The 19835-nt window shown below is 41.9% G+C and carries 22 protein-coding genes; 13 read left to right on the top strand and 9 right to left on the bottom strand.

The window, feature by feature from the left end; genetic code table 11:
- Genes EES38_RS15035 through EES38_RS15025 form a run of 3 tightly spaced genes read left to right on the top strand, consistent with a single transcriptional unit; the run spans position 1 to position 1564 of the window.
- Positions 1-525, top strand: coding sequence for a regulatory protein ToxS (locus tag EES38_RS15035; RefSeq protein ID WP_124938030.1), 525 nt, complete (start codon positions 1-3; stop codon positions 523-525).
- A 2-nt stretch (positions 526-527) separates the two neighbouring features.
- Positions 528-1283 (top strand): sulfite exporter TauE/SafE family protein, encoded by a 756-nt coding sequence (locus tag EES38_RS15030; RefSeq protein WP_124938029.1) that lies wholly within the window; start codon positions 528-530, stop codon positions 1281-1283.
- 2 nt (positions 1284-1285) lie between these two features.
- A complete protein-coding gene (locus EES38_RS15025) occupies positions 1286-1564 on the top strand; it encodes an Rdx family protein (RefSeq protein ID WP_124938028.1) in 279 nt (92 codons plus the stop codon).
- 3 nt (positions 1565-1567) lie between these two features.
- Here EES38_RS15025 and yfcE read toward each other — a convergent pair whose 3' ends face one another.
- The 5 genes from yfcE to EES38_RS15000 are packed head-to-tail and all read right to left on the bottom strand — an operon-like array spanning position 1568 to position 4441.
- Positions 1568-2119, bottom strand: coding sequence for a phosphodiesterase (yfcE, locus tag EES38_RS15020; protein WP_124938027.1), 552 nt, complete (start codon positions 2117-2119; stop codon positions 1568-1570).
- 43 nt (positions 2120-2162) lie between these two features.
- Positions 2163-2576 carry a CBS domain-containing protein gene (locus EES38_RS15015; RefSeq protein ID WP_124938026.1) on the bottom strand — a complete coding sequence of 138 codons (414 nt, stop codon included), beginning with the start codon at positions 2574-2576 and terminating at the stop codon, positions 2163-2165.
- Entirely contained in the window at positions 2573-2923 is a 351-nt protein-coding gene (locus EES38_RS15010) for a P-II family nitrogen regulator (RefSeq protein WP_124938048.1), read from the bottom strand. The genes EES38_RS15015 and EES38_RS15010 overlap by 4 nt, the downstream gene beginning before the upstream one ends.
- Positions 2913-3710, bottom strand: coding sequence for a DUF1538 domain-containing protein (locus tag EES38_RS15005; RefSeq protein ID WP_439333261.1), 798 nt, complete (start codon positions 3708-3710; stop codon positions 2913-2915). Before EES38_RS15005 ends, EES38_RS15010 begins: the two co-directional genes overlap by 11 nt.
- Positions 3710-4441, bottom strand: a complete 732-nt coding sequence (locus EES38_RS15000; RefSeq protein ID WP_124938024.1) for a DUF1538 domain-containing protein — start codon at positions 4439-4441, stop codon at positions 3710-3712. Before EES38_RS15000 ends, EES38_RS15005 begins: the two co-directional genes overlap by 1 nt.
- Before the next feature lie 246 nt (positions 4442-4687).
- On the opposite strand from EES38_RS15000, the gene EES38_RS14995 reads away from it, so the two are divergent.
- From EES38_RS14995 to EES38_RS14980, 4 genes are all read left to right on the top strand, one after another.
- A complete protein-coding gene (locus EES38_RS14995; protein ID WP_124938023.1) occupies positions 4688-5602 on the top strand; it encodes a TIGR01777 family oxidoreductase in 915 nt (304 codons plus the stop codon).
- Positions 5603-5616: 14 nt separating this feature from the next.
- Positions 5617-6444: an SDR family oxidoreductase gene (locus EES38_RS14990; protein WP_124938022.1), complete on the top strand. Its 828-nt coding sequence runs from the start codon at positions 5617-5619 to the stop codon at positions 6442-6444.
- A gap of 273 nt (positions 6445-6717) precedes the next feature.
- The gene (locus EES38_RS14985; RefSeq protein ID WP_124938021.1) at positions 6718-7581 is read left to right on the top strand and encodes a co-chaperone YbbN; all 864 of its coding nucleotides are present in this window, start codon (positions 6718-6720) and stop codon (positions 7579-7581) included.
- Between the two features lie 291 nt (positions 7582-7872).
- On the top strand, positions 7873-8319 hold the full coding sequence (locus EES38_RS14980) for an NfeD family protein (RefSeq protein ID WP_166434285.1): 447 nt from the start codon (positions 7873-7875) through the stop codon (positions 8317-8319).
- On the opposite strand, the gene cueR is transcribed toward EES38_RS14980, so the two are convergent.
- The 3 genes from cueR to zipA form a co-directional block, all read right to left on the bottom strand.
- Complete coding sequence (gene cueR / locus EES38_RS14975; RefSeq protein WP_124938019.1) at positions 8316-8729, bottom strand: Cu(I)-responsive transcriptional regulator; 414 nt, start codon at positions 8727-8729, stop codon at positions 8316-8318. The genes EES38_RS14980 and cueR overlap by 4 nt on opposite strands.
- A gap of 31 nt (positions 8730-8760) precedes the next feature.
- On the bottom strand, positions 8761-10773 hold the full coding sequence (gene ligA, locus EES38_RS14970; RefSeq protein WP_124938018.1) for an NAD-dependent DNA ligase LigA: 2013 nt from the start codon (positions 10771-10773) through the stop codon (positions 8761-8763).
- A gap of 64 nt (positions 10774-10837) precedes the next feature.
- Positions 10838-11746, bottom strand: coding sequence for a cell division protein ZipA (zipA, locus tag EES38_RS14965; protein ID WP_124938017.1), 909 nt, complete (start codon positions 11744-11746; stop codon positions 10838-10840).
- A 237-nt stretch (positions 11747-11983) separates the two neighbouring features.
- On the opposite strand from zipA, the gene cysZ reads away from it, so the two are divergent.
- From cysZ to crr, 5 genes are all read left to right on the top strand, one after another.
- Positions 11984-12727 (top strand): sulfate transporter CysZ, encoded by a 744-nt coding sequence (gene cysZ / locus EES38_RS14960; protein ID WP_124938016.1) that lies wholly within the window; start codon positions 11984-11986, stop codon positions 12725-12727.
- A 192-nt stretch (positions 12728-12919) separates the two neighbouring features.
- Positions 12920-13888, top strand: coding sequence for a cysteine synthase A (gene cysK / locus EES38_RS14955; protein WP_124938015.1), 969 nt, complete (start codon positions 12920-12922; stop codon positions 13886-13888).
- Between the two features lie 279 nt (positions 13889-14167).
- Positions 14168-14425, top strand: a complete 258-nt coding sequence (locus EES38_RS14950) for an HPr family phosphocarrier protein (protein WP_124938014.1) — start codon at positions 14168-14170, stop codon at positions 14423-14425.
- Between the two features lie 142 nt (positions 14426-14567).
- A complete protein-coding gene (gene ptsI, locus EES38_RS14945; RefSeq protein ID WP_124938013.1) occupies positions 14568-16292 on the top strand; it encodes a phosphoenolpyruvate-protein phosphotransferase PtsI in 1725 nt (574 codons plus the stop codon).
- Positions 16293-16394: 102 nt separating this feature from the next.
- Positions 16395-16904, top strand: coding sequence for a PTS glucose transporter subunit IIA (crr, locus tag EES38_RS14940; protein WP_124938012.1), 510 nt, complete (start codon positions 16395-16397; stop codon positions 16902-16904).
- 72 nt (positions 16905-16976) lie between these two features.
- On the opposite strand, the gene EES38_RS14935 is transcribed toward crr, so the two are convergent.
- A complete protein-coding gene (locus tag EES38_RS14935) occupies positions 16977-18140 on the bottom strand; it encodes a 2-octaprenyl-3-methyl-6-methoxy-1,4-benzoquinol hydroxylase (RefSeq protein WP_124938011.1) in 1164 nt (387 codons plus the stop codon).
- Between the two features lie 263 nt (positions 18141-18403).
- Between EES38_RS14935 and miaB the strand changes: the two genes are divergently transcribed.
- Positions 18404-19828, top strand: a complete 1425-nt coding sequence (gene miaB, locus EES38_RS14930; RefSeq protein ID WP_124938010.1) for a tRNA (N6-isopentenyl adenosine(37)-C2)-methylthiotransferase MiaB — start codon at positions 18404-18406, stop codon at positions 19826-19828.
- The last annotated feature ends 7 nt before the right edge of the window (positions 19829-19835 follow it).

The following is a 19835-nucleotide window of genomic DNA, read 5'->3' as shown; positions in this document are numbered from 1 at the left end:
ATGATGAATAAAAAGATAGCAGCCACACTCTTACTCATTTCGCTTGGACTCAGTTGCTGGTTATACTGGGGTAGCAACTACAAGTTAAAACAGCTTGTTACGTCTAGAGAATGGCAATCAAGAATTGTCACACTCATAGAGCACAGTAACGATGCAGAGTCAGTAGGCCCTCTGAAACGTGTCGACGTTACATCAAACGTTAAGTATTTGCCCAATGAAACCTATATACGAGTATCTGTGCTCAAACTGTATTCTGATGAAGCGGGTCAAGATCCAGAGACGACTATTGATGTTTCGGAGTCAGGAACGTGGCAACTCAGTGAAAATTATCTTTTAATTTCTCCTACGGAATTCAAAGATATTTCGTCTAAACAGAGTAAGGACTTCACTCCAGAGCAGCTCGACTTAGTTACTCAATTTTTCAAAATGGATGCTCAGCAGAGTAGACGAGTTGATATTGTCGATGATCATACCATGCTGCTCACAAGTCTGAATCACGACTCCACTTTACTTTATTCTGAATAATCATGGACATACTGAGCTCTATAGGGCTATTTATTGGCTCTCTTATATCAAACACGTTGGCAGCGATGTCAGGCGGCGGTGCTGGACTAATACAGTTTCCTTTATTAATTTTTCTTGGTTTACCTTTTTCCGTAGCATTGGCAACGCATAAAGTGGCCAGTGTGGCTCTTGGACTGGGAGCAACGGTAACCCATATGAGAACGGGACGATTTCCATTTAAGTTCACCCTTTATCTCGTTTTAGTTGGGACAATCGGCGTTATTATTGGCGCTCATGTTATCGTTATGGTACCTGATGAAATCGCAAGAAAATTATTAGGCATCATTATTCTGGGCCTTGGGATTTATTCCCGCTTTAAAAAGCAGCTAGGTCAGGAATCATTATTATTGAATCGAACTCCAATAGGTTATGTCGTTGGATCGATCATTTTGATCATCATTGGAATTATCAACGGGTCTATTGCTGCTGGCTCAGGGTTACTCGTCACCATTTTTCTCGTTCGTTGGTTTGGATTCAGCTACAAACAAGCAATCGCTTTAACAATGATTAGTGTCGGTTTTTTCTGGAACGGTATCGGTGGAATTGCCGTTACCGTAGCCGGTGCCCATATCTACTGGCCGTGGTTGCCTATACTATTAGCGGGTTCATTCTTAGGCGGAAGTCTGGGAGCATACTTAGTTAAACGATTGAGCAATCGTGTTATAAAAATTGCCTTTGAAATTCTCACGTTCGTTATTGGAATAAAACTGTTGGTGTAATGATGGATAAAGCAAACATCGATATATACTATTGCCGTCAATGTAATTGGATGTTGCGCGCGACTTGGCTGGCGCAGGAGTTATTACAAACATTTAGTGAAGAAATTTCTCAAGTTAGTCTTCACCCAGACACAGGCGGACGTTTTGAAATCTTTTGCAACGGAACGAGAATTTGGGAACGAAAGACTGATGGCGGTTTCCCTGAAGCGAAAGTTCTTAAACAACGAGTTAGGGACATTATCGACCCAGAGAGAGATCTAGGCCATTCAGACCGAAAATAATGGTCAGTTTGTTAGCTCTAGCCCCATCAAATGCTGGTAATCAAAATCTAGGATTTCCAATGCTCCGTCACTATAGAATCCAAAGCTTGGCTGATGATTCTCTTTAGGAAAAGTTGGAGAGCCAGGGTTAAAAACCGTTACATCGTTTACCTTACCTGCAACCGGAATATGGGTATGACCATGCACTAATATATCGGTCTCACCCAATCTCGGATGGTTTGATGGATTGTATATATGACCATGAGTAAGAAACAAACGATGACCAGATTCTAAAAGCACCCATGAGAAATCAGACAGTGCAGGAAATTCGAGCAACATCTGGTCAACTTCGCTATCACAGTTTCCCCTAACCGCAACGATTCTGTCGGAAAAATAGTTTAACCGTTCAGCAACACTCGCAGGGTCATACCCCAGCGGAATCGAGTTCCTTGGACCATGATTTAGTAAATCCCCAAGCAAGACCAGATAATCAGCCCGTAACGCAGTATATGCCGCCAGCACTTTTTCCACTGCGGGCAAAGAACCATGAATATCTGAGGCAATCAACAATTTCATAAAAATACCCACACCCAAAAAAACCATAAATATTGTATGGGAATTAGTTCTCCTCGTCATCCGTTATCATGCCGTTCATTACGATATTGTTGTAACTGACCATACCGACGATTTCGCCTTTTTCTACCACTGGGGCACGGCTGATACCGAATCGCTCGAACAGACGAGCACAATACTTCACTCTCATATCAGGCTGAACACACAAAGCAGGCTTCGTCATGATTTCATAAATATTTGTTCTTTTTGGCGAACGATTTTGCGCGAGAACTTTTTTTGCTATATCGTTCATGAGCACGATGCCAAACTCGTCATCCTCGTGACGCTTTCTAACAATCAGCGCTTTCACTGACGTTTGCCGTGCAATTTTAATCGCTTCATGGACTGTGGTTAAACCATCAATAATGGCATAAGTATCAGTCATTACATCGCGCACTTTAATTTTGGAGTGATCAGTCATAGTTCATCCTCGACAACTTTAGTTAGTTTTTTTACCTGATGAGAAATACCTACAACATCCTCTATATCAATTTGAAACGCTATCCCCTGTCCTGACTCAGAATCAAACTCACCGACATTATCAATAGTCTCTAAAATGTGCCTTGCTAAGTGTTCTTCGACCACGAATAGTACGACGTCACGCTGAACCTCCAATGTTAAACCGAGAAAGGTTTTCTTCTTATTGACACCTTCACCTCTCGCGTTATTAATAACCGTAGCACCAGTTGCACCCGCCTCCCTTGCAGCATCCAATACCTGTTCCGTTTTCGTATCTTCAACGAACGCGATAATTAATTTAAATCGCATCATTGTTCTCCTCTTCAGTTTTATTTTGCCGATTAATCCACTGTGATATTTGCGCATACCCCATGACTGAAATGATTGGGAACAGACTAGCAAAAGCGATTAATCCAAAGCCATCTAGTAGTGGACTTCTACCTGGAACAGTAGAAGCAAGACCAAGTCCCAGTGCAGCAACAATAGGAACCGTGACAGTTGAGGTGGTTACTCCACCAGAATCGTAAGCTAATGGAATAATAGATTTAGGTGAAAAATGAGTTTGTATCACCACAACCAAGTACCCCGCGATGATGTAATATTGAATCGGATCACCAACGACAATCCGATAACATCCCAAAGAAATACCGACAGCAACACCCATAGCAACAGAGAGTCTCAAGCCCAACGTCCCAATTGCTCCACCCGAAACCTGATTAGCTTTTATCGCAACTGCAATTAAAGAAGGTTCAGCGATAGTCGTACTAAAACCAATAAAAAAAGCAAAGCAGTAAACCCAGTAGTAATCTAACCAGGTAATAGTCGGTCCCTCGCTTAATTTGAACTCAGCTAAAAAAGCGGGATGTGTAAGCTGCTGAGCCATTGCTTCACCTAACGGAAATAAAGCCACCTCAAGCCCCATGAGAAATAGTGCTAGGCCAAGGATAACATAGATAAATCCCAGTAAAATCTTGGGAAATTGATGAATTGGCTTACGTAAAATAATGAGCTGAAAAATGAATAAAACCGAGGCAATGGGTAAAATATCCGACAGAGTCGAAACCAGTGTATCCAAAAATTCGCCTAATCCCAAAATCATACAGTCATCCCATACAACATCACAAAGATCATAGGCAATAAAGATGCAAAGGCAATCAACCCAAACCCATCGACGAGCGGATTTCTTCCTTTAATCACCGAAGAAAGACCGACGCCTAATGCGGTCACTAAAGGAACGGTAATGGTGGATGTGGTTACTCCGCCTGAGTCATATGCAATACCAATGATGGACGGGGGAGCAAAGGCCGTTAATACGACCACTAACACATAACCACCAATAATAATGATATGGATTGGCCATCCTTTTAATATACGCATAACACCAAGCACTATTGCTACCCCAACGGATAACGCAACCGTAAATCTTAATCCTTGTGCGTAGTCTTTTTGTGCAGACAACGTTGAGCCAATCATGCCCCCATCCGCGGCTATTTCTGCAGCCTTTTCTGCAATCGATGTCAGTGCTGGCTCAGCAATCGTAGTCCCGAATCCCAAGAGGAATGAAAACAGGAGTAAAAAAGTGACACTGCCTTTTCGCGCTAACCCATGAGCTAGGGTCTCACCAATAGGGAAAAGTGCCATGTTTAGTCCAAAGATAAAAAAAGTTAAACCCACTACTACCAGTACGATACCAACCAAAATCTTTGAATAATCAGGCATGGGTTGCTGCAAAACTACCAACTGGAAAAAACTCACTACGAAAATAATCGGGAGTAAATCTCTCAAACTTCCAATCATGGCAGAAAAAAGAGCAATTATTGGTCTCATCAGCCTCCCCTATTCATTGCCAATACACGCTTCCTATCTCATTTAGCATTTAGCATTTAGCATTTAGCATTTAGCATTTAGCATTTAGCATTTAGCATTTAGCAAAAAAAGTATGGCAAACGATATTTAGATAGGGTGTGATCTAAAATTAATAAAAGAAAATCAGGATCATAAAAACTAGTATTTGGTAGATAATGCACGATCCATTATTCTTATAATTAATCGATTTGCAGTAAGGATAACGGCGTGAAAATTCTGGTTACTGGCGGAACTGGCCTCATAGGGTCGGCACTATTAAAGTTACTCAGCCCCAATGATATTTGTGTGGTTACTCGTAATATAAGTAAAGCTAAATCTACGCTACGCCATTTGCCCTCAGCCACGTTGTCATTTTTGGATGACCTGCAAAGTTTATCTGACCTAAATAACTACGATGTCGTTATTAATCTGGCAGGAGAGCCAATCGCAGATAAACGCTGGAGTAATGAACAAAAGGAGCGAATTTGCAATAGTCGCTGGGATATAACCAAGCAGTTAGTCTCTCTGATACATGCCAGCACTAATCCTCCTACGGTTTTTATCAGTGGGTCAGCGGTCGGCTATTATGGAGATCAGCAATCTCATCCCTTCGATGAGAGCTTACGAGTTCATAATAACGAATTCGCACATAAGGTATGCATTGAGTGGGAGAAGATCGCACTTAATGCCGCATCCGATCAAACTCGAGTCTGCCTGCTGAGAACGGGTGTAGTATTATCTGCTGAAGGTGGGGCGCTAAAAAAAATGCTCCTCCCTTATCAATGGGGTCTGGGCTCAAGCTTGGGAAACGGCGAACAATACTTTCCATGGATTCATATACGCGATATGGTTAAGGCCATCTTGTTTCTAATGAATACGGACTATGCTCACGGGCCTTTTAATCTTTGTGCTCCGCACCCGGTGACCAACAAATGCTTCAGCCAATCTTTAGCCCATTCTCTAAATAGACCTCATTTTTTAAAAACACCTCAGTGGCTTATTTCAATGGTTATGGGAGAATCATCTAAATTACTGTTTGATAGTGCCAGAGCAAAGCCTAAGGCGTTGACTGATTTAGGTTTTACGTTCGACTTCCCTAGACTTAGACCCGCTTTAGACGATATCCTGAGAAATCATAAATAACACTGGCAACGATTATGTCGAAATATATTCTGATCACGGGGTGCTCATCCGGTATTGGTCTTTGTGCCGCGTTGACACTAAAGGAAAGAGGCTACAAGGTCATCGCCTCATGCCGTAAACAAAAGGATGTAGATAAGCTGATTAGTCTGGGAATAGATTGTATTCAGATTGATCTAGCGGACTCTCAGAGTATAAAACAAGGTGTAGAAGACGCTTTACAGCGCTCAAACAATCAACTTTACGCGGTTTTTAATAACGGTGCTTATGGACAGACCGGTGCTTTAGAAGACTTACCGATTGAGGCATTAAAGGCTCAGTTTACAACCAACTTTTTTGGTTGGCACGAACTTACGACCAAGTTAATTCCTCATTTCAGAAGACAAGGTCAGGGTCGCATCATACAAAACAGCTCAATACTGGGCTTCGCTGCAATGAAGTATCGTGGCGCGTATAACTCGTCTAAATTTGCTTTGGAAGGTTGGACTGATACCATGAGACTGGAACTGATGGGAAGTGGTATTCACATCTCACTTATTGAACCTGGTCCTATAGAGACTCAGTTTCGTCCCAATGCATTAAAAGAGTTTCAGCGATGGATCGACGTAGAGAATAGCGTTCATAAAAGTCAGTATGAACAACAACTGGCCAGACTTAGCAAAGATAAATCGTCCAACAAATTTACCTTGCCACCTGAGTCCTGTATGGAACCGCTGATACACGCATTAGAGTCGCCTAAGCCCAAAATTCGCTATCGTGTGACCACACCGACTAAGGTTTTCGCTGTATTAAAACGCATCTTACCGACAAGAGTCATAGATAAAATTTTATTCAAAGCAGCCTAAAACGTCATCAATCTTTCATATTTCTCCGTTATATTGATGATGTTTTAGTCAGAATCATTTTCGGATTGACCCAATGAGTTTAAATAAATTGAATTGGTTGGGGCTCTTTATAGCGATCGTTGTCATAATCGCTTTATAAAGCGTTCGCACTACAAACTAATTATCATTAATGCCGTCTACGTCATATAGACGGCTTTTTTATCTCTTGAAATCAGCACATTCCGCCCATACTTTATGGCTAATAGAAAGATTAAAAGATCCCAAGGAGCCTCTATGCAACCTCAACATGGTGCAAATTATGTGGAAGTGAATCAAGAAAACTTCCGTGCTGTTATTACTGAATCTCTGCAAAAACCTGTCTTATTGTATTTTTGGGCTCCAGCGAGTGAAGAAAGTCAGCATTTAATTGGACCGCTGAAACAGTTAGCCGAGCAATATAATGGGGCATTTAAACTGGCTTTACTGGATTGCCAAGCCGATCAGGCTATCGCGATGCAATGTGGTGTGCAACAGCTGCCGACCTTAGCTCTATTTTCTAATGGTCAGCCTGTTGATGGCCTTGGCGGCCCGCAACCCATAGAAGCAGTAAAAAGTATGCTAGATAAGCACTTACCAAGTGCCGATGAAATGAACCTTACTCAAGCTCTCACATTAGTCGGCTCGGGTGATTTTGCCAATGCTCTGACCTTACTCAATGCTCTACCCGACGAGCTAAAAACGAAAGGTGAAACAAAGCTCGCTCTCGCTGAATGTTATCTTGAAACTAGCCAGTTTGAACTCGCCGAGCAACAATTACAAAACATCCCTCTTGAATACAAAGATAATTATTACAAAGGGCTTGTCGCAAAATTGGAACTGCATCAAGAAGCCGCGAACAGTCCAGAAATCACGGCTTTAGAAACAGCCTTTCAACAGTCCAACAATGATCCTTCTCTGGCAAAAGAACTGGCCGCTAAATATCATGAGGTCAACAGAGATGAAGAAGCTCTGGAAATGTTATGGATATTCCTGAGTCGAGACCTGAACGCATTAGATGGTGAAATGAAGCGAGTCTTCATGGACATTCTGAGTGCGCTTGGTCAAGGGAATCCACTTTCCGGTAAATACCGTCGCCAATTATATTCCATGATGTACTAACTCATTTATTAGTACATTTAGGTCGATAAAGTTAAGCCAGTATCAATTCTTCGATTACTGGCTTTTTATTTAGCCCTGTCTCAATTCTGAATATGTACCTTTCACTCATCATCTAAGAGAATGTGCCTATCCAAATAATAAAAATTTCATAATAGTCAGATCGCATTTGAAGTGAAGCATGAATAATCTTAGTTACAGAACAGCAAATATTATCTTTCCCCCATTTTCCTTTACTACCTACTTTAGCGCCCGCTTAGGCGGTAGCCTTCGTTTGGGATAAGGAGAATGTATATGACCGAACTTCTTGCTCAAATTAATTTTCTTCATTGGCTAAGTCTGGGACTCGTTCTACTCACTCTTGAACTGATCGGTACTGGCGGTTATTTTTTGTGGCTCGGATTTTCAGCGTTATCGATTGGTATTGTGCTCTGCATTCGTGATGTGCCTTGGGATATTCAATGGCAGGCATTTTGTGGTTTTGCTTTTTTAACATGCTGGTTATGTTGGAAGAAAAACTTTTACCGTAAGCCAGTAAAAAATGAGGCCTATCAGAGAATTAACCCAGAGCAATTGCTGGGACAAACCTTTCGTTTGGAAGAAAGTGTACTCGAGGGTGAATTCAACGTTGAGATAGAGCAAACCAAGTGGTTGGCTATTACTCAGACGCCAATACTCGCAGGTTCTATTGTCACGGTTTATGACCATGATGGATTTAGGTTAATTGTTAAGTCCAGCTAATTCGACTCGTTGGTATGATGGCAACAGCCTTTTAGCTCATCAATAATTGGACACTCACTCTCGTCATTTCCGGGACACTCATCGACCCAGTGTTCCAGCTGTATTCTTATCTGCTCTAGTTCCTTTAGCTTAGTTTTTACTTCATCGAGTTTTTCTTGGGCTTTCTCTTTGACTGCCGCGCTTTTCCTCGTGGGATCTTTTGCAAGATTAACCAAAGCACGACATTCCTCAAGACTAAATCCAACGCGTTTCGCTCGTGCTATAAGCTGAAGCTCTTCAATATGAGAACGTCCATAGGCACGATAGCCGTTAAGCTCTCTGGATGGTGGTGTAATGAGGCCTTTCTCTTCATATAAACGAATCGATTTTGCCGTTAATCCGGTCTCTTTCGAGACTTCACTAATATTCATTTCCACCACCTCCAAATGAGACAAATTGCAATTAACTCATTAAGTCCAGCAAATCTTGTTCCGTTCTGACTTCAATACCTAACTCTTCGGCTTTCGTGAGTTTTGAGCCTGCGTTTTCACCCGCAAATACAATATTTGTATTCTTCGAGACACTGCCTGTCACTTTTGCACCTAAGTTTTCGAGAGCGGTCTTTGCATCGCTCCTGGATAACTGGGATAGAGATCCTGTCAATACCACCACCATACCATCCAATGGTTTCGGAGTATCATCTTTCTCATCTATACGGATGTCATTCCAATGAACCCCTTGACTGATTAAATCGTTGACGACTGCAAGATTGTTTTCTTCTGCAAAAAAGCCTGTGATATGGCTGGCAACAATATTACCGACATCCGGAACTTCGACTAGTTGTTCTAGCGAAGCATCCATAATAGCTTCAAGCGTTCCGAAATACTTAGCTAGGTTCGCTGCGGTCGCCTCTCCAACTTCACGAATACCTAAAGAATATAAAAAACGTGGCAACGTAGTTTCTTTTGATTGATTGAGGGCATCAACGGCGTTTTGTGCCGATTTAGGACCCATTCGCTCAAGAATAGTCAACTGCCCTGCAGAAAGACGGTAGAGGTCTGCAGGTGACTTAATCATTTCTTTATCAACCAACTGCTCTATGACTTTAACCCCCAGTCCATCGACGTCCATAGCCTTACGAGATACGAAATGTTTTAATGCTTCTTTACGCTGAGCCTGACATACCAGTCCGCCAGTACAGCGCGCAACAGCTTCACCTTCAACACGTTCAACGTCTGATTGACAAACCGGGCAATGCGTTGGAAAAACAATGTCCTTTGCGTTTTCTGGACGCTGTTCAGTCACAACTGACACAATCTGAGGAATAACATCACCAGCTCGACGGATTATGACTGTATCTCCAATTTTAACGCCCAGACGCTCAATTTCATCCGCGTTATGCAAGGTCGCATTACTGACGGTAACACCACCAACAAATATGGGTTTCAATTTAGCCACTGGAGTTATCGCCCCTGTTCGTCCGACCTGAAACTCAACATCGTTAAGCAACGTCATTTCTTCCTGAGCAGGGAACTTATAGGCGATAGCCCAACGAGGAGCTCGAGATACAAATCCCAAATCTTCCTGTAACCCAATATCGTTGACTTTGATAACAACACCATCGATCTCATACGACAGCGAATTGCGCCTTTCGCCTATTGCCTTGTAATAGGCTTTTACATCGTCATTATGAGTAACCTTTTGGGTCTCGGGACACATAGGTAATCCCCAGTGCTTCAACTGTTCCAGGCGGCCAAAGTGAGAATCAGCTAATTCGACGCCTTCTACCACACCGACCCCATACGCATAAAAACTCAAAGGACGCTTAGCGGTAATTTTTGAGTCTAACTGACGCAAGCTTCCTGCAGCAGCATTACGTGGATTAACGAATGTCTTTTCACCTTTTTTAGCAGCCGCTTCATTTAAGGCATCAAATCCTGCTTTGGGCATAAAGACTTCGCCACGCACCTCAATTCTTTGGGGAATGTCAGTGCCACGGAGCTTAAGAGGAATACATTTGATTGTCCGAACGTTTTCAGTAATATTCTCTCCAGTTGCACCATCACCACGAGTCGCCGCTCGAGTGAGAACCCCATCTTCATACAAGATACTAACAGCTAGCCCGTCAAGCTTCGGCTCGCAACAATAAGAATCAATCTTCTGCCCACGTAATCGGTCTGATGCTCTACGGAAAAATCCATCAATACCTTCATCATCGAAGGCGTTATCAAGAGAAAGCATGGGAATTTCATGTTGAACTGGAGAAAAACCAGACAACGGAGCGCCACCAACTCTCTGAGTAGGAGAATCTGCCGTCATAAATTCTGGATGTTGGTGTTCCAGTTCAATAAGCTCACGCATTAACCTGTCGTACTCGGCATCAGGTATTTGAGGGTTATCCTCGACATAGTAAAGAATTGAGTGATGATGAAGTGTATCTTTTAATTCTTGAATTCTTTGTTCTGCGTTTGACATCTTTTTTCTCTTGAGATGATGAAAAAAGGCTCCAAACCGGAGCCTTAATTTAAACACCTAATCATTATTTGGCGGATCGGGCTTTAAACTGTTGGATCTGTCTACGGCACTTGTCCAGTTTATCAGGAGTAATCAAATTACGCTGCTCATCAAGGACATTTCCTCCAAGATCATCGGCAATTTGCTGCGCCGTTTTCAACATCAGTTTGAAATTCTGTTCTGGGTCGCCAAAGCATGGCAACGTCATAAAGAAAGAAATACCCTTGGTGGTAAACGTCTCAGGATCATCATGTTTCAAAGTACCAGGTTGCATCATGTTCGCTACGCTAAACAGTACCTTTCCTGTTCCCGACAAATCAGCATGGCGGTGATAGATATCCATCTCGCCGTACAATAATCCATTTTGCTGCATACTATCGAACAGCTCCGTTCCAACAAAAGGCGTATTCCCTGAACAATGGACACTTAAGACAATAACTTCAAATCCTTCGTCATCTTCCGGAGTCTCAACGTCTTGATGCGGTTCAGGTTGAACAGTCTTAGTACTGGCAACAGGTTCCGAAACAACATCTTCTTCATCTAATTCATGTTCTACTTCATCTACAGTTTTCGCCAGATAATTGTCTTCTGAGCGGCTTGATGAGGATAAAAGAGGGTCATCAATATTATCAAATGAAGGGTCGATTAAAGGATCATGAGTTTGTTCTTCAACTTCAAACCCTGGCTCTTTTCTCTTCTTCTTAATTTTAGGAGTTTCGGATTCGTCTTTACTTTTAAAAGAGAAGAAAGAGCGAGAAGGCTTTTCTTTCTCTGCTGATTTTCGTGCGGCTCTCTTTTCTTCCATTTTGCCTAGTGGCTTATCGCTAAACTTCGACGACTTGCCTTCTTTTCTACTTGTCCATAATCCATGGAAAAGTAACGCTGCAATCGCTAACAAGCCGACGACGATGAGTACGAATCGCAATTCCTGCATTTTAAACTCTCAGTTTCCGATGATTTATTAAGATCAACATAATTATGTAAAACAGTATAACCTAAGCATCTGTTTTATCGATCTGTTCACTTTACCAAAATTTCAGCCCAGATTTGAACAATTTAATGTAAGAACTTAAGTATAAGTTTATATTTTTCTAACTTTTAATCCCATTTGAGTGTTATAGAATACGCTAGACTGTTTTTCTTTAATTAATCTATCTATAGGAATTTAGGGATGTCGATGAATAAACGTTCGGGGTTTGGTTATTTTTTCTACGGGATAAAACTCGCAACCACTCCGGGACTTCGCCGATTTGTATTATTTCCATTGCTTGCCAATATTATTCTCATCGGCGCTAGCTTATATTACGTACTTAGCCAAATGGATATTTGGGTGAATGATATCATGAGCTTACTACCCGACTTTCTCTCTTGGCTGCATTACTTACTATTCCCATTGATGGTTATCGCTATCCTTGTTGTCTCTATGTACTACTTCACAACACTGACAAACTTTATTGCAGCTCCATTTAATGGCCTTTTGGCAGAGAAAGTTGAAAATATGCTGGATGGACACACGCCTGAAGATGAAGGACTTGCTGCATTTTTTAAAGACATGCCGCGCATTTTTGCCCGCGAGTGGCGCAAGTTGATATACACCCTACCCAAAATGATTGGCCTGTTTATTTTACTTTTGATCCCAGGGCTTGGTCAGACTATTGGACCTATCGTTTGGTTCTTATTTGCATCGTGGATGTGTGCCATTCAATATTGTGACTACCCGTTCGATAACCACAAAGTTAGTTTCAATGATATGAGAAATAATTTGAAACAAAAACAGGGCTGCGCATATAGCTTCGGGATGTTGGTGACTTTCTTTACTACAGTTCCCTTCATAAACTTGTTTGTTATGCCAGTCGCCGTATGTGGCGCAACAGCAATGTGGGTTGAAGTATTTAAAAAGCAGCATGCATCATAAAAGTTATGTGATTTGGTATCCTCTGTTCCTATAAGATATAACTTTTTAATCCTTTACGATTTTTGCCGAGCGCCTAAGCTCTACAATTAGAATTTAATAGGTGTTCACTGTGGTGTGAATTGACTGAGTTTTCACTACAGTGAACACTAAGCCTGATTTCAAGGCATCTACGTGTAATGAAGGAATATAACAATGAGTAAGATTTACGAAGATAACTCGTTAACAATTGGTAACACTCCACTAGTACGTTTAAACAAAGTTAGCAAAGGAAATATCCTTGCTAAAGTTGAATCACGCAACCCTAGCTTCAGTGTTAAATGTCGTATCGGCGCTAACATGATTTGGGATGCTGAGAAATCAGGCAAATTGAAAGCAGGTGTAGAGCTGGTTGAACCAACAAGTGGTAACACTGGTATCGCTTTAGCGTTTGTTGCTGCAGCACGTGGTTACAAGTTGACTTTAACAATGCCTGAATCTATGAGTTTAGAACGCCGTAAACTGCTGAAAGCACTAGGTGCTAAATTAGAGCTTACCGAAGCGGCTAAAGGCATGAAAGGCGCTATTTCTAAAGCGGAAGAAATCGTTGCAAGTGATCCAGCGAAATATCTAATGCTTCAACAGTTCGATAACCCAGCAAACCCAGAAATTCATGAGAAAACAACAGGTCCAGAAATCTGGGAAGCGACTGACGGTAATGTTGATGTATTCATCGCGGGTGTAGGTACGGGTGGTACTCTGACTGGTACAACTCGTTACCTGAAAAAAACCAAAGGTAAAGACGTCGTAGCTGTTGCTGTTGAACCAGCAGAATCTCAAGTAATTGCGCAAGCGCTCGCTGGTGAAGAAATCAAACCTGCTCCTCATAAAATTCAAGGTATCGGTGCTGGATTTATTCCGGGTAACCTAGACTTAAGCCTGATTGACCGCGTTGAACCAGTTAAATCTGACGATGCAATTGAAATGGCTCGTCGTCTGATGGAAGAAGAAGGTATTTTAGCTGGTATCTCATCAGGCGCAGCTGTTGTTGCAGCAAATCGTCTCGCTGAACTACCTGAATTTAAAGATAAAAACATCGTTGTTATCCTTCCTAGCTCAGGTGAACGTTACCTTAGTACAGCCCTATTTGCTGGCTTGTTTACAGAGAAAGAAAACCAACAGTAATATGTGGTCAAATCAAATTTCCACGAAAAAAAGCCCCTTTCAGGGGCTTTTTTGTTGATCCTTGGCACACCTTTGGTAATATCGTCATACTTTATTTTAAGCTTCAAAATAAAGATTCAATATTCAATATCCGGACACAGTCACGAAAATGATGACTGGCGGAAGAGTTAAAGGTTCACGGATACGACAAGTAGGTTTGACAAACAGCAACTTACCCACTAATCGGTTAGTCTAGCGAACTTAAAATAAACAAAAATAAATTATATTGGGGTATATAAAATGTACGAGAAGCAAGTAGAAATCACTGCAGAAAACGGTCTTCACACTCGTCCAGCGGCTCAGTTCGTTAAAGAAGCAAAAGGTTTCGATGCAGAAATCACTGTTACTTCTAACGGCAAAAGCGCAAGTGCAAAGAGTTTGTTTAAACTACAAACTCTAGGTCTTGTTAAAGGCACAGTTGTGACTATCTCTGCAGAAGGTGCACAGGCTCAACAAGCAGTTGATCACCTAGTTGCCCTTATGGACCACTTAGAGTAATTCATGTCCTATACTTACAAGGCCATATAGCTCTGCTACATGGCCTTGTGTATAAATGACATTTTTCATTTTTGCCGAATGATAAATTTGGTACTTATTTTTTTATAAAACGATTTAAAGTTGACCATTTTAAGGTAAAGCTATGATTTCAGGCATCCTAGCATCTCCAGGTATTGCGATTGGTAAAGCACTACTACTTCAAGAAGATGAAATTGTATTAAACACAGGCTCTATTTCTGAAAGTCAGATTGAAACTGAAGTTGAGCGTTTTTACAACGCGCGTAACAAATCTAAAGATCAGCTGGAAGTAATTAAGCAGAAAGCTTTAGAAACTTTCGGTGAAGAGAAAGAAGCAATCTTCGAAGGCCACATCATGCTTCTTGAAGATGAAGAGCTAGAAGAAGAAATTATTACTCTGATCAAAGACGACAAATTGTTTGCTGATAACGCAATTCATACTGTGATTGAAGAGCAAGCAGCAGCACTAGAATCTTTAGACGACGAGTACCTTAAAGAGCGTGCAACTGATATCCGTGATATCGGTTCTCGTTTTGTTAAGAATGCACTAGGCATCAATGTTGTTAACTTAAGCTCTATCAACGAAGAAGTTATTCTCGTTGCTTATGATTTAACACCATCAGAAACGGCGCAAATCAACCTTGATTTCGTGCTTGGTTTTGTAACAGATATCGGTGGTAGAACGTCTCACACTTCTATCATGGCTCGCTCACTAGAACTTCCTGCTATTGTTGGTACCAACGATATCACTAAGCAAGTTAAGAATGGCGACACCCTGATTGTTGATGCGATCAACAACAAAATTATTATAAATCCTTCAGAAGCAGAATTAGCGGAAGCAGAAAAAGTACGCAATGATGTTCTGGAAGAAAAAGCGGAACTAGCTAAATTAAAAGACCTTCATGCAGAAACAACCGACGGTCACACAGTAGAACTTTGCGGTAACATTGGTACCGTTAAAGACTGTGATGGTGTGATCCGTAACGGTGGTGAAGGTGTTGGCCTGTACCGTACTGAATTCCTATTTATGGATCGTAGCTCTCTTCCTACAGAGCAAGAGCAGTACGAAGCCTATAAAGAAGTTGCAGAAGCAATGGGTGATCAGGCAGTTATTATCCGTACCATGGATATCGGTGGTGACAAAGACCTACCATACATGGACCTGCCTAAAGAAATGAACCCATTCCTTGGCTGGCGCGCAGTGCGTATCAGCTTAGATCGTCGTGAAATTTTACGTGACCAGTTACGTGGTATCCTACGTGCATCTGCTCACGGTACACTACGCATTATGTTCCCAATGATTATCTCTGTAGAAGAGATTCGTGAACTTAAAGCGGCAATTGAGCAATACAAAGAAGAACTTCGTTCTGAAGGCCTTGCATTTGATGAAAACATCGAAATTGGCGTTATGGTGGAAACTCCTGCAGCCGCTGCGATTGCTCATCACCTAGCAAAAGAAGTGGCCTTCTTCTCTATCGGTACAAACGACCTGACTCAGTATACTCTGGCGGTTGACCGTGGTAACGAAATGATTTCACACCTTTACAACCCTCTCTCTCCAGCTGTTCTGTCAGTAATCAAACAGGTTATTGATGCTTCTCACGCTGAAGGTAAATGGACTGGTATGTGTGGTGAACTTGCTGGTGACGATCGAGCAACTCTGCTTCTATTAGGTATGGGTCTTGATGAGTTTTCAATGAGCGGTATTTCTATCCCTAAAGTTAAGAAAATTATCCGCAACTCTAACTTCGCAGAAGTGAAGGCAATGGCGGAACACGCCCTGTCTCTGCCAACTGCGGACGAAATCCAAGAGTGTGTTGACAAATTTATCGCTGAAAAATCACAATAAGATATATTCAGCAAGGCAATAGACGAGAAAACTACTCGTCTATTGCATATGACTGGTATACTATAACCACACAATTATTCTAACTTTTAGGAGCATGAACTAATGGGGCTGTTCGACAAACTTAAAAAGCTAGTTTCAGACGAGAGTACTGAAGCAGGTGCAATTGAAATCATCGCACCTCTTTCAGGTGAAATTGTGAATATTGAAGACGTGCCAGACGTTGTTTTCGCTGAGAAAATCGTTGGTGACGGCATTGCTGTAAAACCATCTGGTGATAAGATGGTGGCTCCTGTTAACGGAACTATCGGTAAGATCTTTGAAACTAACCACGCTTTCTCTATCGAATCTGAAGACGGCGTTGAACTATTCGTTCACTTCGGTATCGACACTGTTGAACTTAAAGGCGAAGGTTTCAAACGTATTGCTGAAGAAGGTCAAACTGTTAAAGCTGGTGATACAATCATCGAATTCGATCTTGCACTTCTACAAGAAAAAGCAAAATCAACATTGACTCCAGTTGTTATCTCTAACATGGACGAAATCAAAGAGTTGAATAAACTTTCTGGTCAAGTTGTTGTTGGCGAAACTCCAGTTCTGCGTGTAACTAAGTAATCGACTTACTTGCTTACCCAATTAAAAAAGGCGCGTATAGCGCCTTTTTTAATGACTAAACGAAATAACAACTCACTTCAGTCCAATCGCGTATTTAAGTACTTCTTTTTTTACCGGACCAGACAACTCAGCCAGTTTAAGCAACGCATTTCTTGCAAACTTCAGCGGTGGTAAATTGTTACTAAACGTCTTATAAAAGAAATCCATACCACTTTGCATCGCAAGGTTATCCACGACTCTACGTCGGTAATACTGACGAGCCACGCTTTCAGAAACATCGCCAGCTTTTCTAAACTCTTCAAGTAGCACAGACACATCCTTAAAGCCAAGGTTCACTCCCTGCCCTGCGAGTGGATTTATAGTATGTGCGGCATCTCCGATAATAATCACTCTTCCTTTGTAGTAGGTCTGCGCATGTCTCCGTGTCAGAGGAAAGGACCCTTTATCTAATACTGTAAAAGCCCCAAGTTCATCAGGAAATGACGATTCTATTTCTCGCTTCAACTGCAAATTATTCATCGCCATCAGCTGCTTAATTCTATTTGGAGAATCGTACCAAACTAGCGACCCCTGATGACCAACGAAAGGAAGAAACGAGCGAGGGCCAGATGGGAAAAATTGTTGCCAGGTGATGTCTTGCTGATCACTTTCAGTCTCAATGTTAATTAGCATGCAATGTTGACGATAATCCCAAGCCGTAACACCGATACCAGATAACTGTCGTACTTTAGAATTTGCCCCATCGGCCCCGATAACCCATTGAGTACGAATTTTTTCACCTGAATCTAACGAGACTATCACCGCATCACTTTGTCTATCATCGATAATATCTTGCAAACTGTCCGGACAGTATAAAGAAAGTGATGGCAGCTTCTGCATATGCTCCCAAAGCGCCAATTGAAGTATGCGATTTTCAACCATGTAGCCGAGTTGTTCTTCACCAATATCATCAGAATGAAATCGTGTACGACACTCTGGATGTTCCCAAGTTTCTAAGCGTCGATACGGACAAAGCCGCATCGACTCAAGCGTGGACCATATACCCAGATCTTGCAATAGGTTGACTGTCGCCATAGATATTGCAGAGATTCGTAAATCCACTTTTTGCTCTGGTTCATATGGTAGCGGTATTTTATTTTCAACTATCGCGACGTCTAGCCCTTGCTGGGCAAACCCAAGCGCCGTTGCCGCACCAACCATACCTCCGCCCACGATGACAATCTGATGTTCTTTCATTTATGACCACTGCTCAAAGGGTTATCTCTGTTAAGAGTAAATTGTACTTTATCAGATAATAATTGCGACTATGTTTTCTCTTTAACCCTAAATAAATCAAGGGTTAGAACAAAATTAATTTAACCCGGAATAGATTTAAGTGATCGACTAGTCAGCCGACTTTTAAAGCAGTACAATACGCCGCTTACCGAAATGTCGGTGTAACGTATATACTATGAGCAAAGGCTCTTTAACTTGAAAATAATTGAACGAGCGAAAGTGAGATGAGTAAGAAACTGCTAATTAAAACCTGGGGCTGCCAGATGAATGAATATGATTCATCTAAAATGGCCGACCTACTCAACGCAGCAGGAGGCTATGAACTGACCGAAGAGCCAGAGGAAGCAGATGTCCTACTACTCAACACCTGTTCGATCCGAGAAAAAGCGCAAGAGAAAGTTTTCCATCAGCTCGGGCGTTGGAAGACCTTAAAAGATAAGAAGGAAGGCGTTGTTATCGGTGTCGGTGGTTGTGTAGCGACACAAGAAGGCGATCACATTAGAGAACGTGCACCTTTTGTCGACGTTATCTTTGGTCCACAGACATTGCACCGTCTTCCAGAAATGATTAAACAGTCTCAGGTTAATGAAAGTCCTGTGATGGATATTTCTTTCCCAGAAATTGAAAAGTTTGACAGTCTTCCCGAGCCAAAAGCGGAAGGAGCAACTGCATTCGTTTCCATTATGGAAGGTTGTTCTAAATACTGTACTTACTGTGTTGTTCCATATACCCGTGGTGAAGAAGTCAGTCGTCCAATGGATGACGTGCTTTACGAAATCGCGCAGCTTGCAGAGCAAGGCGTTCGTGAAGTTAACCTACTGGGTCAAAACGTTAATGCCTACAGAGGCCCAACGTTTGACGGCAACATCTGTTCGTTCGCTGAGTTATTACGTCTAGTAGCATCAATCGATGGTATCGACCGTATTCGTTTTACAACCAGTCACCCACTAGAATTTACTGATGATATCATTGAAGTCTACGAAGACACTCCAGAACTCGTAAGCTTCCTTCATTTACCGGTTCAAAGTGGTTCAGACCGTATTCTTACGATGATGAAACGCCCTCATACGGCTATCGAATATAAGTCCATTATTCGTAAACTACGCAAAGCAAGACCAGATATTCAAATCAGCTCTGACTTTATCGTCGGCTTTCCTGGAGAAACTGACAAAGACTTCCAAGATACGATGAAACTAATTCGCGACGTTGATTTTGATATGAGCTTTAGCTTTATCTTTTCACCGCGTCCGGGAACGCCTGCTGCTGACTATCCGTGTGATTTATCTGAGCAAGTGAAAAAAGAGCGTTTATACGAGTTACAACAAACCATTAATTCTCAAGCGATGCGCTACTCACGCCTTATGATGGGTACGACTCAACGTATTCTGGTTGAAGGCCCGTCGAAGAAAAATGTGATGGAGTTACGTGGACGAACTGAGAACAACCGGGTTGTAAACTTTGAAGGTTCACCAGAGCTTATCGGCCAATTCGTTGATGTTAACATTGTCGATGTATTCCCGAACTCACTACGCGGTGAATTAATCCGAACAGAAAAAGACATGAATCTTCGTGTTGTCGTAAGTCCTGCTGAAATGATGCAGAAAACAAAACGTGAAGATGAACTAGGAGTAGCTACCTTTACTCCTTAATCTGCGA

The sequence above is a fragment of the Vibrio viridaestus genome (assembly GCF_003856525.1).
Taxonomy (GTDB): Bacteria; Pseudomonadota; Gammaproteobacteria; order Enterobacterales; family Vibrionaceae; genus Vibrio; species Vibrio viridaestus.
The sequence above is the reverse complement of the archived record's forward strand: the minus strand, read 5'-3'. Positions and strand labels throughout refer to the sequence as shown.